The sequence below is a fragment of the Herminiimonas fonticola genome (assembly GCF_040395855.1).
GTDB classification, from domain to species: domain Bacteria; phylum Pseudomonadota; class Gammaproteobacteria; order Burkholderiales; family Burkholderiaceae_D; genus Oxalicibacterium; species Oxalicibacterium fonticola_A.
This window is the reverse complement of sequence record NZ_JBEBPO010000062.1, coordinates 1-14626: the sequence shown is the minus strand read 5'-3', so window position 1 is coordinate 14626 and position 14626 is coordinate 1. Positions and strand designations below refer to the sequence as shown.

The window sequence follows — 14626 nt, the reverse complement described above, 5'->3', positions numbered from 1 at the left end:
AGGCAACATGAGCAAGTCGGTCAGCCATAGTGAGGATGACCTTGTATTTCTGGATGAAGCAATATCCGCATCCGAAAACAATGCTTTGGGAACAAACAAGGATGTCTGGCAGGTCATGATCATCGATGATGATGCTGACGTCCATTCGGCAACCACCTTTGCGCTCAGTAACGTTGAAATACAAAACCGTCCCCTGGCGTTTTTGCACGCTTATTCCGCGCAGCAAGCACGCGACATCCTGGCAAATGAACCGAATGTTGCGGTCATTTTGCTGGACGTTGTCATGGAGCAGCAGGATGAAGGCCTGCAACTTGTTCATTACATCCGCGATGTACTGCATCGCGCCGAGGTGCGCATTATTTTACGCACCGGCCAACCCGGCTATGCACCGGAGATCGATGCCATCCAGCAGTTCGACATCAACGATTACAAGACAAAATCCGAACTGACGCGCATCAAGCTGTTTACCGTTGTCACTGCAGCGATCCGCTCCTACGAACAAATCTGCACCATCAATTCAAGCAGCAGCGGCCTGGACATGATTCTGCGCGCCAGCACCGATTTGATGGCATTGCAAACGCTGGAAGAATTTAGCGCCGGCGTGCTGGAAAAAATTGCACAGTTGCTGGATATGCCGACGAACGGCTTGTTTTGCGTACAGGAAACTCTGCATAACGAAGAAACCGAATTGTTCGTCGTCGCGGCGACAGGAACATATCAGGATTTGCTGAATCACCCTGTTTCCACGTTCGAGGATGCCCACATCGGACACACATTGACGCGCGCGCTCAATGAACGCCGTCACATTTACGGCCGCGAATATACTGCGCTGCATTTTGCCGGCAGCACCGCCAGTAATTTCACTGCATTTTTCAAAACCGGGCGCGTGTTGAACGAAATTGAATTGCGTCTGCTGGAAGTTTTCTGCAGCAATATTTCAGTCGGACTCGCCAATATCACGCTGGTCACAAGATTGCATAACTCCGCTTTCTACGACTCGCTGACCAAACTGCCGAATCGCACCCGTCTCAAGGAAATCATCGATGAAAGCCTGATCTCCTCCAAGAACCGGCCGACTACGCTGGCACTGATCGACATCGATCACTTTGCCGAAACCAATGACACGCTGGGTCACCAATTCGGCGATTTGCTACTGCTGGCCGTTGCCGCCCGCCTGCAATCGCGTCTGGGTGACAGACTGGTCGTGGCGCGCGTCGGCGGCGATACTTTCGGCGTGCTCGGCGACGATGTGCAAGTCAATCCGGCCGCCGTGCTGGCGCAGTTTGAACGGCCTTTCAACATCGATGGGCAGGACGTGCAACTTTCCGCCACCGTCGGCCTGGTGCGCCTGTCCGAACATAAGGGACGCGGCGTAGAGGCGCTGAAAAATGCCCATATCTCATTGAAGCGCGCCAAAATGCAGCAACGCACCGGGCACCTTTATTTTTCACGCAGCATGGGCATAGACATCCGCGAGCGCGTCAACATGATGCATGCCTTGCGCACCGCATTTGAAGAAAAGCGCCTGTTCGTCGTCTACCAGCCGCAAATCGACATGGTGACGCGCGCGCCGGTCGGCGCCGAAGCCTTATTGCGCTGGCAGGCCGAAGACGGCACCATGATTTCGCCGAATCGCTTTATTCCAATAGCGGAATATTCCGGCCTGATCATCGAACTCGGCGAATGGGTATTGCGTCAGGCCTGTCAGGAACTGGTGCGTATCCAGCGCCTGGGCTTCAGTAATTTCATGATGTCGGTCAACGTATCGCAAGTGCAATTCCGCCATCCGCACTTCCTCAGCATGTTGCGCAAGGCTCTGGAAGATACCAATGCACCACCACACTGCATCGAACTTGAAATCACCGAATCGATGGCAATGGAAGAACCGGATGCCTTGATCAAATTACTCGATCAAATCGCCGAAACCGGTGTCAGCATCGCCATCGATGACTTCGGCACCGGCTTCTCATCGCTCAGCCACTTGCAGAAACTGAATGTCGATCGCCTCAAGATCGATAGAGCTTTTGTCACGGAAATTACCGACTCGTCGCGTGGCAGCAGCATCGCCGAAATGATCATTCAATTAGGGCGCAATCTGGAGCTGGACGTGATAGCCGAAGGCGTCGAAGACGAGCGACAGGCAAAAATCCTGACTGAACTCGGCTGCCCGTTTGGCCAGGGCTATTTATTTTCCCACCCATTGAATGCCGACGTATTGCACGATTGGTTATCCAATCACAAGCAACGCTGACAGCGCATACTTCTTCCACACGCAACATCGGCAGCAGTCCCCTCCTATCGCCTAATCTCCATTAGCAACGGACGCCATGAAAAAAAGCGTATTTACCCTGCGACGTTCTATCGTACTGGCTGTGGTAATCGGTTTATTCGTCCCCGCTACTCTGATCGATGGTTATGGCTGGCTAAAAACCTACGATACGGAAGTCAAAAAGCGCACTGCCAAGCTGGCAGAGGAAACTGCGGTCGCATTGGCCGAGAGCATGAGCGAGGCGCTGTGGAATTTCAGGTACGAAGATGCCGCTGCACTGGCCGACGGTGCGATATGGCGTAACGACGATATCGTGCGTATAGATGTCCGTGACAACAAGCGCACTCTGTTTGTGAGCAGCGAACGACGCGAGCGTCCGCCCGGCCTTATTGTCGGCTCCGACACCAATATTTATTATCACGGACAGACGATCGGTTCGCTCAGAATTGAAGTCAGCAGTAGACGACTGCAGCAAATCATGATGGAAAATATGATCCAGCAAATACTGATGCTGGCGCTGCAAACCGGCTTGTCCATTCTGCTGATTCTGTTCTTTTTTGAACGTCGCCTGATACGCCCGCTGCAGCGCCTGCATGCCGGCACCACACATCTCGCCGAACACCAGCTCAAGCAACCGAACCTATCACAACGTCGCGATGAAATCGGGATACTCTCGCAAAATCTTGAGCAGATGCGTCTGCGTTTGCGCAATCTGCTGGGTGACGTACCGCATGACAATGCTAACGAGACCGAACAGAACGCACGCGCCAGAATGGCATTGCATGAACGCACAGCACATCTCCGTACGCTCATAGCCCAAAGCCCGATCGCGATCATCGAATGGGATAAAAAATATCAGGTCGTCGAATGGAACGCCGCAGCCGAACGCATATTCGGCTACCGCCGGGAACTTGCAATCGGCAGAAATATTCGCTTTCTCAGCCCGCTCGATCAACGTCACCTGATCGAAGATATCGTCCAGCAATCCAGATCCAATGCAGGAGCGCCCGTCGCGCAGGAAAACTTAACTGCCGACGGGCGCATCATTAGCTGTCAGTGGCGTTATTCGCATATAGACGAAGATGACGGCAATACCGGCCACCTGTTATCGATGGCGGAAGATATTACAGAGCAGCGCCGTACCGCAGAAGTGCTGCGCCTGTCGGAAGCCAAATTCGCTGGTGCCTTTCACTACAATCCCGAGTCGATTTCGATTGCACGCTACCCCGACGGTACGTTTATCGAAGTCAATACTGCGTTTGAAAAAATTCTCGGCTTTACACGCGATGAATGGCTGGGGAAAAACGGTTTGAGCTTGCACATCTGGGTACATGCAGAGGAACGTACGGAATTATTCCGGCTACTTGAGTGCGATAGAAAGGTGGAAAATTTCGCCTGGAGCATGCGTAACAAGACTGGTGAAATTCGCCACTGCCTGCTCAATGCGACGCTGTTCTCCATCGCCGACGAGATGTACATGCTGGCGGTCATGCGCGACGTAACCAGCCAAAGACTGCTGGAAGAACAGAAGATGGAAGCCGATCATGCACTGCTGCGGCTGGCGCAGGGTACGCAAGGCATCGCTGGCGAGCCCTTCTTTGAATTGCTGGTCAACGATCTGGCTGCCGCACTGCGTACCGATTGCGCACTGATAGCGCTGCGCTCCAGTACTGACCCGCAGCGCATTCTGACGCTGGCATCGCATATGCATGGCGAAATCGTCGACAACTTCGAGTGTGCGATACCCGGCACACCTTATGGACATACGCTGGATACCGGCCTCTGCGTTTTTGCCCATGACGTACAGAACATGTTTGCGCAGAATGCCTCCCTGATCAAACGCGGCTGGGACAGCTACGCCGGTGCGCCGCTGCACGATACCAACGGCCTTGCCATAGGCGTGCTGGCCGTGATGCATTCCAAACCGCTACGCAATCCGGACCTCGTCAAATCACTGCTGCAGGTATTCAGCGAGCGCGCCTCGGCGGAACTTGAACGCAAACGCGCAGAAGAAGAATTGCGACTCAGCGAACAGCGTTTCGCGACGATTTTTCATTCCACACCGGTGCCCATGTTCGTCACGCAACTCAGCAACGATAACGTGATCAAGGACGTCAATGCAGCGTTTGAACAACTGTTCAAACGCACACGACAGTCGGTGCTTGGCAAAAACACGCTGGACCTCGCCATGTATTGCAATCCCGCCGATCGCGACACCGTGCTGAGCAATCTGCAGGATACCGGCAGCCTGGAACAGCTAGCTGAGTTATGGATGTACCGCGGCGACCAGAGCAAGATATTGATCCAGTTTTCCGGCCATGTATTTTTTCTGGAAGGCGAGCAATTCGGCATTCTGGCGTGTCAGGACATGACGGAAAAACGCCTGATTGAAAATGAAATTCTGGAATTCAATGCAACCCTGGAAGACCGGGTCATCGAACGTACGGAAGAATTGCAGCAAGCCAACCAGGAACTGGAAACCACACTGGAAGCATTGAATCTGGCACATGAAGAACTGGTCAACAATGAAAAACTGGCTGCATTGGGCGCGCTGGTAGCCGGCATTTCGCACGAATTGAACACACCTATCGGCAACAGCCTGATGGTGGCCAGCGCTCTCAGCGACCAGACGGCCAAGCTGACCGAAAATTACCGCGACAGCAAGGGCATCAAGCGCTCAAGCCTGGAAACCTACATCAACGACGTGGACAAGGCGGGCGATATTCTGGTGCGCAACCTGCATCGCGCTGCCGATCTGGTACACAGTTTCAAGCAGGTCGCCATCGATCAAACCAGTTCGCAAAGACGGACTTTCTCTCTGGAGGAAGTCACCAGCGAAATCCTGCTGACGCTCTGGCCGCTGATACGAAAAACACCGTTTACCGTCGAGCAAAGCATTCCGGAAGATCTGGTTTTTGACAGTTATCCCGGCCCGCTGGGTCAGGTGCTGAACAATCTGATCAACAATGCCCTGTTGCACGGCTTTGAAGGAAGAAATCAGGGATCGGTCATCATTGCTGCGCGCAACAACGCCGAAGGCTGGGTGGAGCTGACAATCAAGGATGACGGCATCGGCATTCCAGCCAGTAACCTGAACCGGATTTTCGATCCGTTCTTTACCACCAAGCTGGGTGAAGGCGGATCCGGTCTGGGCTTGAATATCACGCACAACATCGTCAGCGGCATACTGGGAGGACGCGTCCGCGTGCAAAGCGCGGTCGGCACCGGCACTACTTTTATCCTGACCTTGCCGCTGGTCGCACCACAACATAGCCACGATGACGAAGCCTTGCACCCGCTGTCATGAAATTCTGCACGCCGCTCTTTAATCGACAGCCTGACCAGGTTTTATCCACACCTGGAAACGCTGCAGAAATTCCGGCACCGCAGTAAAAATAGAGGCAGTGACCAGCGCATTCAATATCGCCGTGAACAGAAACAATTGCGGGATACTCAAACCCGCATTCAACAACACCATCGCCAGCAATGCAGCCGCCACCATGAACAAGGCGTTCAGGATGTTCATGCCGGCTATCGTGCGCGACATGTGCTTGGGGTCGCAACGTGTCTGGATCAAGGCAAACAGCGGCACAATATACACACCACCGAACGCGCCTATCAGCAGGCAATCCAGCAGGATACGGAAGCTGCCGGGCTGCTGCAGGAAGCCCGCAATATCGACCAGATTCGTATTGGTATAGGCCGTGCTGGACAGGAAAAGATCTATCCCGAATATCGTCAGGCCAATTGCTCCCAGCGGCACCAGTCCGATTTCGACTTTATGCCGCGATAGCCGTTCGCACAGCAGTGAGCCGGTGCCGATTCCAAGTGAAAATATCGTCAGCAACAGCACGAAGATGCTGTGATCGCCATGCAGCGTCTGCTTCGCATACAGGGGAAATTGCGCCAGCACAATCGCGCCGTAAAACCAGAACCAGGAGTTAGCCAGCATCGCCATGAACACCGAGCGATTTTGGCTTGAAAAACGAAGATTGCGTACCGATTCGGTGACCAGATTCCAGTTGATTTTCAATTCAGGAGCGGGAGCGGGAGAAACAGGAATCGCCCGACTGGCCAGCCATCCAGCCACTGCAATCGCAATCGTGGTGCCAGCCACCAATTCTATGCCCCATGGTTTGTACAGCACCAGAACCGCGCCCAGCACTTCGCCCAGCAAAATACCGACAAAGGTTCCCATCTCCACCAGGCCGTTACCGCCCACCAGCTCATCAGGCGCCAGTTTTTGCGGCAGATACGCATACTTGACCGGCCCAAACAGGGCTGAATGCAAACCCATGCCTGCCACTGCAGCAATCAGCAGCCATAAATCGTGGCGTAACCAGCCCACGGCGGCGAGCAGCATGATGGCAATTTCCAGTAACTTGATATAACGAACCAAGCCGGATTTTTCAAACTTGTCTGCCAGTTGCCCGGCAATGGCAGAAAACAGCACGAAAGGCAGAATGAATAATCCCGGGATCAGATTATTCAGAAATCCCCTATCCATCGTCGTCCAGTCCAATGCCTCAAACGTCAGAATCGTCAGTAGCGCCGTTTTGAAAACATTGTCGTTGAATGCACCGAAAAACTGGGCCCAGAAAAAAGGCGCGAAACGGCCTTGTGTGAGCAGGGTGAATTGACTGGGCTTGTGCATGAAAAAATTTGGACGCTCAAAGAGATGGACGCATGCCGTCTGGCAAATGCGCCGGATTCAGAATCTGGGGATTGTAAAGTATTGCAGCCGTAACAAAGAAAAGCCGCCCGCGTATTCATCGTGTACGCGGGCGGCTCTGCATTGCGTTTTTCGTCTGAACTTAACCGTCTTGTTCGCTGGCCAGGGCGGGAGAACTCTGAATATACGATTTCAGCATTTTGTTCTCAAAACTTTGTGCTTCCAGCACCGCCTTCGCGACGTCATAAAACGAAATCACGCCGACCAGAATTTTGCCATCCAGTACAGGAACGTAACGCGCATGTTTTTCCAGCATCATGCGGCGTACCTCGTTGATTTCAGTATCGCAGGAGATCGTGATCGGGGTTTTGTTCATATGCTGCCGAACGCTGCCACTTCCTATTGCACCACCCTGCGCATGGATGGTTGCCATGACTTCGCGGAAAGAAAGCATGCCAATCAAATTGCCTTTTTCCATCACAACCAGCGAGCCGATATCCTTTTCGGCCATGACATTGACCGCATCCAGCATCGGGCTATCCGGCGTCACAGTGAAGAGAATATTTCCTTTTACCTTGAGTATTTCGGATACTTTCATGGTGACAGCCCTCCCAGCATTATGGTTGTACTGCGGACAGCTCCAATGTAGCGCAAGCGCTGCGAAAAATCCACTATCCATCATCTGAACAGGTGAACTGCCATAGGACAACGCGGGAATACAAAAAATTCCGTGATGGCGATTTTATCCAGGCGGATACAAACTTGCATCTTGTTCCAACGAGGTCTACTCTGGAAGAGTCAGCGGAAGGAGACCATCATGGGCGTCATCGCACATAAAACAGAGCAATCGTTTGCCGAGTTCTATACCCGCTATCTGAGCGAACACGGAAATCGCAGTTCGCGCCAGCTGCATTTCTTCGGTTCAACGCTTTCCATTCTGTGTCTGGCCATTCTGGCGCTCACCGGCAATGCATGGTGGTTATTGGCAGCGGTGCTGTCGTTCTACGGTTGCGCGTGGATAGGGCATGTCAAGTTCGAGAAGAACCTGCCATTGTTCAAACAGCCAGTCTACTCATTCATGGCTGCCTGGCTGATGTACTGGCAGATGCTGAGCGGACAGATCTCGTTTTAGGCTGGCTGACTGAAATACTCGGACAGCGAGAGCGTCAGTCCCTGCTCGACCGCAATTTCGACTTTCTTGGCCAATACCTCATTGCTGCTGGCATCGAAGACAAACAGTCGGTATACATCCGCCAGTGTTAATTGCTGCGGATTGGCCAGCAAAGCCCAGCGGTCGAGACCGTCGGTAATGCGTTTGCCCCATTGCATGCGCTTGGGCTGCTCATTCTTGATACGCCCTACCCAGCCTGCATCCAGCATTTTTTCCAGCAAAATTTCCGACTCATCAAAACCAAGACGGGTTTTTTCACGAAACTGCCTGGTATCGACCGTAGCACGCGCACCCACGGTACGAGCCTCATGCAATACCGCCAGCAATGCCATCGCATCGACGAAAGCGCTACCCGGTTGCGGCACATGCCACCATCGTTCATATTTCACGATCGGCAGTGCAGCCGTCACCACCGCTCCGCCCAGCGTAATCAGCCAACCCAGATATATCCACACCAGAAAGATAGGAAAAGCTGCGACCGCGCCATACACCACCGTATAGGTCGGCACCTTGACGACAAAGATCGCAAACAGGCGCTTGACCACTTCAAAGGCTATCGCCGCCAGCAAGCCGCCGCACAAGGCATCGCGCCATTCAACGAAGCGATTCGGCACCACGATGTACAGGGAAGTAAACGCCACCGTCGTCAGCAGAATCGAGATCGACGAATACAGCACGCCGCCGAAAAACGGGATGTTGCGCACCGCGCCATTGGTCGCGGTAAACAAGTACGAAGTCAGCGTCATCGAGGCGCCTATCAATAATGGCCCCAGGGTCACAATCGCCCAGTAAATCAGGATGCGCTGCATGATCGGACGCTTGGTCTTGACACGCCAGATCTGATTGAAGACGCGATCTATCATCAGCATCATCATCACCGCTGTCACGATCAGCGCCACCGCACCGACGGCCGACAGGCGCGTAGCCTTGCTCGAAAACTGCGTCAGATAACCGAGTATCGTGTTGGCGATCCCCTTCGGCATCAGGTTCTGCACGAAGTAGGCTTCCAGCGAGGCGCGAAAGGTATTGAAGAGCGGAAAAGTGGTAAAGATCGCCAGCGCAATCGTCAGTATCGGCACCAGTGCCAGCACTGTCGTGAAGGTCAGGCTGCCGGCGACTTGCGGCAATCGCTCCTCATCGAGCCGGCGCGCTGCAAAACGGATCAAATTGCGCAGTTGCGCCCATGATAATTCACGAAAAAGAAGAGGTTTGACTAATTTCATGCAGGACGTATCGAACGGTTCATCGCCTGAAAAAATGCGTATCTGCTTTGTGCAGGAGATGGCTATCGAGTATGGAGATGCTTATAAAGCATCCTATAATACCAAGCATGAACTCATCCACGCTCCCTATTCTCGTTTTGTATTATTCGCGGCACGGCTCTACACGCAAACTGGCTGAATTGATTGGTCAGGGCATAGATAGCGTGGCCGGTTGCGAAGCGCGCCTGCGCACCGTGCCGGCGGTTTCCACCGTGACCGAAGCCACCGCCCCGGACATCCCGACGGAAGGCGCTCCTTACGTGGAACTGCGCGATCTGGAAGAATGCGCCGCGCTCGCGCTGGGTTCCCCTACGCGTTTCGGCAATATGGCAGCGCCGATGAAATATTTTTGGGATGGCACTTCGTCGCAATGGCTGTCCGGCACGCTGGCCAGCAAGCCGGCTTGCGTGTTTACATCCACTGGAAGCCTGCACGGCGGACAGGAAACAACCTTGCTGTCGATGATGCTGCCTTTGCTCCATCACGGCATGCTGCTGCTCGGCATTCCCTATACGCAAGCCGAGCTGATGACTACCAGTTCCGGCGGTACACCTTACGGCGCTTCGCACTGGTCCGGTGTCAGCGGTACGCAGGCGATCTCTGCCGATACGCGTGCACTGGCAATCGCGCTGGGCCAGCGGCTGGCGCACACTGCCATCAAATTGCGGAACGCCTGATGCAAACGCAAAGCCAGAAACTCATACATCTGGGCGCAGTCTGCAGCCTGATTGCTCTCATCGTTCTGTGCATAGCCTGGGAATGGCTGCTGGCGCCGGTACTGATGCTGAAAGTCATTCCCTTGCTGTTTCCCTTGCCCGGCATTCTGAAACGCAATCTCTACACGATGCAATGGTCGTCCATGCTGATCCTGCTGTACCTTGCCGAGGGCGTAGTGCGCGGCATGAGCGACAGCGGCTGGTCTGCCACGCTGGGCTGGATAGAAGTGGCGCTGGTGCTGGGCTTCTTCATCTGCGTGATTGTCTATCTGCGGCCGTACAAGAAAGCTGCCAAGGCGCTGGCAAAAAAGACGCTGCAAAAGGCTGCTGAATGAAAGAGTTTCTCGATGCATGTCGCCACGCCATCGGCGCGCAATATGTATTGACCGCAGCAGATGAAACCGCTGCCTACCTCACCGACTGGCGCCGCCGCTTTACCGGCAGCGCGTGCGCAGTACTGAAACCGGGCAGCACTGAAGAAGTTGCCGCCATTGTCCGCCTTTGCCATCAATTCAAGGTGCCTATCGTGCCGCAAGGCGGCAATACCGGGCTGGTACTGGGCAGCATTCCCGATGCCAGCAACACCGCCATCGTTCTGTCGCTCACACGTCTGAACCGGATACGCGTCATCGATACAGTCAACAATACGATGACGGTGGAGTCCGGTTGCATCCTGCAAAACCTCCAGCAGGCAGCCGTCGATGCAGGCCGGCTATTCCCGCTCTCGCTGGCGTCGGAAGGCAGTTGCACGATAGGCGGCAACCTTTCTTCCAATGCGGGCGGCACTGCCGTTCTGCGTTACGGCAATGCACGCGAACTGTGCCTGGGGCTGGAAGTCGTCACGCCGCAAGGCGAGCTATGGAACGGTTTGCGCGGTTTGCGCAAGGACAATACCGGCTACGATTTGCGCGATCTGTACATAGGCGCAGAAGGCACGCTTGGCATCATCACCGCCGCCGTACTCAAACTTTTCCCGCCGCCCAAGGCACAACGTACGGCACTGGCCGCCTTGCGCAGCCCTGACGACGCCTTGCGCCTGTTGACGCTGGCGCAGATGCGCTGCGGTTCGGCACTGACAGGTTTCGAGTTGATGTCGGCGTTCTGCCTGACGCTGGTCGGCAGACATTTCCCGCAGATGCGCTTGTCGTTCAAGGAGCAGCATGCGCAATATGTGCTGCTGGAACTGTCCGATAGCGAATCGGAAGCACACGCGAATACGCTGCTGGAAGAATTGATAGGCGACGCGCTGCAGCAGGACATCGTGCAGGATGCCATCGTTGCCGGCTCGCTGGCACAATCCGCTGCGCTATGGGATATCCGCGAACACATTCCGCTGGCACAGGCTGCCGAAGGCAAAAACATCAAGCACGATGTATCGCTGCCGATCTCCGTCATCGGCGACTTCATTCGCAGCACCGATGCCTTGCTGCAGCAGGCATTTCCCGGCGTACGCATGGTGACCTTCGGCCATCTGGGCGACGGCAATCTGCATTACAACGTCGCACACCCGGAACAGCAAACCGATGCCGTTTTCATGGCACAGCAAACTGCCGTCAATCGGGTCGTGCATGATAGTGTGCACAGTTTCGGTGGTTCGATTTCTGCCGAACATGGCATAGGCGCGCTGAAACATGAAGAAATTCTGCGTTACAAATCAGCAGTCGAGATGCAGCTGATGCGTACCATCAAGCAGGCGCTCGATCCGCAGAACATCATGAATCCGGGCAAGCTGCTTACATAAATCAGACCATCAACCAACCGCGAGACTGCCATGCCATCTACGCTGCTGTTTCTTGTGCTTCTTGTGTCACTCACCTTTTCCAGCTCTGCACTGGCGATCTACAAATGCGAATCCGGCGGCCAGACCGTCTACAGCGATACGCCCTGCCACCACGGTAAAACAGAACGCATGCAGGAAATCGCGGTAACCGCACCTGCGACCGATGCCGCTCTTGCACAAAAACAGGCGCAGCAAGACAAACAGGAACTGCAGCGCCTGCAACAACAGCGCCACAAACAAGAAAAAATGGATGCACGCCAGCAGGAAAAAAGAAACAAGGCGTCTGCCGCGAAAAAACAGAAATGCGCAGAGTCGGCACAGCGCGTCAAATGGGCCAGCGAAGATGCAGCCAGCGCATCCGGAAAAACTGCCGAACGCGCCAGGCAAAAAGCACGGCGTGCAACAGAAAAGCATCAGCTGACTTGCGGCCAGACCTGAGTCCTCCAACCTGCTTTTCAACAAAGCTGGCGGAAATTTGATGCATGTCAAACTCCCGTCACATACGCTTGTTACGATACGCCCGTGCTCTCAAAAAGAGCCGTTTTTAGCGCTACACCCACGGCGCTACTACCGGCGCTGGCGGTCGGGAAACATACCAGCACCAATTACCAAAGCCTGCCTCGCGCAGGCTTTTTCATGTCCTGCGCAAAGACTGTCATTACATCTATCAAAATTCATTGGATTTAATATCAAAATTAAGCATTTTTATTGTTGCATTAAAAATGCTATAAATGTCGTGCAGTCAATTCATATGCAATGAATACCGAATAAAACGGTATTGAAATTGCGCTTACTCACCAAGGAGGCCTTATGCAAATCAATGAAGAATTCAGAGTCCAGAATGCCGCCGGCAAACCCCTCATCATGCTCAAAATCTCCAAGGGGATCAGCTATCTAGATTTCGGCTTCGCGCATATGCCACGCGATTTTGAAGGCTATATGGTGAAGCACACGGATCAGATTGCGCTGCCGCAAAGCGATGGCAGTTTCAAACTGAAAGATACCGAAGAAGTTTTCAACCGCGTGTAAACGACGGTTATTGATGGTTCATCATGCCGGGCCGGCTTCGGCCCGGCATGTTCATTTTCAGTTCAAGATTTTCCCCTCCGCTGCAATCCCCTGCATTAATACAGTAGATCCTGCACATCAATCGTCGCCATTTTTCGCGCTGAAAAATGCCTGCGCATACATCACAAGCCACCTCGCACGTATAGTTTTTCCCTATGGAAAAAACAGGAAATACAAACAACGCCAATGAATCTTCGATGATAGTATTTAAACAGGCCGCTTCATCTGCGCCGACTTTTATCACTTACCTTTCTAGAGGGGCGTATGTCAAAGAAAAAACTTACCACCATTGGTGGTGCACCTGTTCCTGACAACCAGAACGTCCTGACTGCCGGCCCACGCGGACCGCAACTGTTACAGGATGTCTGGTTTCTTGAAAAACTGGCGCACTTCGATCGCGAAGTCATTCCTGAACGTCGCATGCATGCAAAAGGTTCTGCTGCATACGGCACATTTACCGTCACGCACGACATCACAAAGTATACGAAGGCAAAAATTTTCTCGCAGATCGGCAAGAAAACCGATATGTTTCTGCGCTTTTCCAGCGTCGCCGGCGAACGCGGCGCAGCCGATGCAGAACGCGATATTCGCGGCTTTGCCATGAAGTTTTACACTGAAGAAGGCAACTGGGATCTGGTCGGCAACAACACGCCGGTATTCTTCTTCCGCGACCCGCTGAAATTCCCCGATCTCAATCACGCCGTCAAACGCGATCCGCGCACCAATCTGCGCAGCGCAAAAAACAATTGGGATTTCTGGAGCTCGCTGCCGGAAGCACTGCATCAAGTCACCATTGTCATGAGCGACCGCGGCATTCCTGCTTCCTATCGCCACATGCACGGTTTCGGCTCGCATACGTTCAGCTTTATCAATGCCAAAAATGAGCGTTTCTGGGTGAAGTTCCATTTCCGCACTCACCAGGGCATCAAGAACCTGACCGACGCCGAAGCGGCCGCCATTGTCGGTAACGATCGCGAAAGTTTCCAACGCGATTTGTATGAAAGCATCGAGAAAAAAGACTTTCCGCGCTGGACCATGTCGATCCAAATCATGCCGGAAAAAGATGCCGAGAAAGTGCCTTATCACCCATTCGATCTCACCAAGGTATGGCCGAAAGGCGATTACCCATTGATCGAAGTCGGCGTGTTTGAACTCAACCGCAATCCGGACAACTATTTTGCTGAAGTCGAACAGGCTGCATTCAACCCGGCCAATGTAGTGCCAGGCATCAGCTTTTCACCTGACAAAATGCTGCAGGGTCGCCTGTTTTCTTATGGTGACGCGCAACGTTACCGGCTCGGCGTCAATCATTACCAGATTCCGGTCAATACACCGAAGTGTCCGTTCCATTCCTCCCATCGCGATGGTGCGATGCGCGTGGATGGCAATCATGGCAGCACCCTGCATTACGAGCCGAATAGCTACAACGAGTGGCAGGAGCAGCCGGATTTCCGTGAACCGCCATTGGCAATCAATGGCGCTGCGGATCACTTTAATTTCCGTGAAGACGACGACGATTACTATTCGCAACCACGCGCCCTGTTCAAGCTGATGACACCGGCACAGCAACAGGTATTGTTCGACAATACCGGCCGTGCGATGGGCGATGCACCGGTCGAAATCAAGCAAAGGCATGTCGACAATTGCACCAAATGCGATCCTGCATATGGCGCCGGCGTGAAGAAAGC

The 14626-nt window shown here is 53.7% G+C and carries 11 protein-coding genes and 1 pseudogene; 9 read left to right on the top strand and 3 right to left on the bottom strand.

Features of this window, described 5'->3' with window-relative positions:
- Positions 1-7 precede the first annotated feature (7 nt).
- Both ABWP27_RS08975 and ABWP27_RS08970 read left to right on the top strand, forming a co-directional pair.
- Complete coding sequence (locus tag ABWP27_RS08975; RefSeq protein ID WP_353155799.1) at positions 8-2251, top strand: putative bifunctional diguanylate cyclase/phosphodiesterase; 2244 nt, start codon at positions 8-10, stop codon at positions 2249-2251.
- 76 nt (positions 2252-2327) lie between these two features.
- The gene (locus tag ABWP27_RS08970) at positions 2328-5576 is read left to right on the top strand and encodes a PAS domain S-box protein (RefSeq protein ID WP_353155795.1); all 3249 of its coding nucleotides are present in this window, start codon (positions 2328-2330) and stop codon (positions 5574-5576) included.
- Positions 5577-5618: 42 nt separating this feature from the next.
- On the opposite strand, the pseudogene ABWP27_RS08965 reads toward ABWP27_RS08970, so the two are convergent.
- A pseudogene (locus ABWP27_RS08965) lies at positions 5619-6923 on the bottom strand (MFS transporter); the annotation flags it as partial.
- A 160-nt stretch (positions 6924-7083) separates the two neighbouring features.
- On the bottom strand, positions 7084-7539 hold the full coding sequence (locus ABWP27_RS08960; protein WP_353155797.1) for a CBS domain-containing protein: 456 nt from the start codon (positions 7537-7539) through the stop codon (positions 7084-7086).
- A gap of 219 nt (positions 7540-7758) precedes the next feature.
- Here ABWP27_RS08960 and ABWP27_RS08955 point away from each other — a divergent pair, with 219 nt between their 5' ends.
- Positions 7759-8073, top strand: coding sequence for an Mpo1-like protein (locus ABWP27_RS08955; protein ID WP_353155793.1), 315 nt, complete (start codon positions 7759-7761; stop codon positions 8071-8073).
- On the opposite strand, the gene ABWP27_RS08950 is transcribed toward ABWP27_RS08955, so the two are convergent.
- Entirely contained in the window at positions 8070-9335 is a 1266-nt protein-coding gene (locus ABWP27_RS08950) for a YihY family inner membrane protein (protein ID WP_353155791.1), read from the bottom strand. The two genes, ABWP27_RS08955 and ABWP27_RS08950, sit on opposite strands and share 4 nt — an antisense overlap.
- Positions 9336-9442: 107 nt before the next feature.
- Between ABWP27_RS08950 and wrbA the strand changes: the two genes are divergently transcribed.
- The 6 genes from wrbA to ABWP27_RS08920 form a co-directional block, all read left to right on the top strand.
- Positions 9443-10051 carry an NAD(P)H:quinone oxidoreductase gene (gene wrbA / locus ABWP27_RS08945; RefSeq protein WP_353155790.1) on the top strand — a complete coding sequence of 203 codons (609 nt, stop codon included), beginning with the start codon at positions 9443-9445 and terminating at the stop codon, positions 10049-10051.
- Positions 10051-10425 carry a DUF2069 domain-containing protein gene (locus tag ABWP27_RS08940; RefSeq protein WP_353155788.1) on the top strand — a complete coding sequence of 125 codons (375 nt, stop codon included), beginning with the start codon at positions 10051-10053 and terminating at the stop codon, positions 10423-10425. Before wrbA ends, ABWP27_RS08940 begins: the two co-directional genes overlap by 1 nt.
- Positions 10422-11831 carry an FAD-binding oxidoreductase gene (locus ABWP27_RS08935; protein WP_353155786.1) on the top strand — a complete coding sequence of 470 codons (1410 nt, stop codon included), beginning with the start codon at positions 10422-10424 and terminating at the stop codon, positions 11829-11831. Before ABWP27_RS08940 ends, ABWP27_RS08935 begins: the two co-directional genes overlap by 4 nt.
- 30 nt (positions 11832-11861) lie before the next feature.
- A complete protein-coding gene (locus ABWP27_RS08930; protein WP_353155785.1) occupies positions 11862-12308 on the top strand; it encodes a DUF4124 domain-containing protein in 447 nt (148 codons plus the stop codon).
- 372 nt (positions 12309-12680) lie between these two features.
- A complete protein-coding gene (locus ABWP27_RS08925) occupies positions 12681-12899 on the top strand; it encodes a hypothetical protein (RefSeq protein ID WP_353155783.1) in 219 nt (72 codons plus the stop codon).
- A gap of 303 nt (positions 12900-13202) precedes the next feature.
- A partial coding sequence (locus tag ABWP27_RS08920; RefSeq protein WP_353155782.1) for a catalase occupies positions 13203-14626 on the top strand: 1424 nt, incomplete at its 3' end.

Excerpts from the sequence above, each read along its gene's own strand:
- ABWP27_RS08950 (WP_353155791.1), bottom strand. The coding sequence starts at position 9,335 with ATGAAATTAGTCAAACCTCTTCTTTTTCGTGAATTATCATGGGCGCAA.
- ABWP27_RS08925 (WP_353155783.1), top strand. The coding sequence starts at position 12,681 with ATGCAAATCAATGAAGAATTCAGAGTCCAGAATGCCGCCGGCAAACCC.
- ABWP27_RS08970 (WP_353155795.1), top strand. The coding sequence starts at position 2,328 with ATGAAAAAAAGCGTATTTACCCTGCGACGTTCTATCGTACTGGCTGTG.
- ABWP27_RS08955 (WP_353155793.1), top strand. The coding sequence starts at position 7,759 with ATGGGCGTCATCGCACATAAAACAGAGCAATCGTTTGCCGAGTTCTAT.
- wrbA (WP_353155790.1), top strand. The coding sequence starts at position 9,443 with ATGAACTCATCCACGCTCCCTATTCTCGTTTTGTATTATTCGCGGCAC.
- ABWP27_RS08975 (WP_353155799.1), top strand. The coding sequence starts at position 8 with ATGAGCAAGTCGGTCAGCCATAGTGAGGATGACCTTGTATTTCTGGAT.
- ABWP27_RS08940 (WP_353155788.1), top strand. The coding sequence starts at position 10,051 with ATGCAAACGCAAAGCCAGAAACTCATACATCTGGGCGCAGTCTGCAGC.
- ABWP27_RS08960 (WP_353155797.1), bottom strand. The coding sequence starts at position 7,539 with ATGAAAGTATCCGAAATACTCAAGGTAAAAGGAAATATTCTCTTCACT.
- ABWP27_RS08930 (WP_353155785.1), top strand. The coding sequence starts at position 11,862 with ATGCCATCTACGCTGCTGTTTCTTGTGCTTCTTGTGTCACTCACCTTT.
- ABWP27_RS08935 (WP_353155786.1), top strand. The coding sequence starts at position 10,422 with ATGAAAGAGTTTCTCGATGCATGTCGCCACGCCATCGGCGCGCAATAT.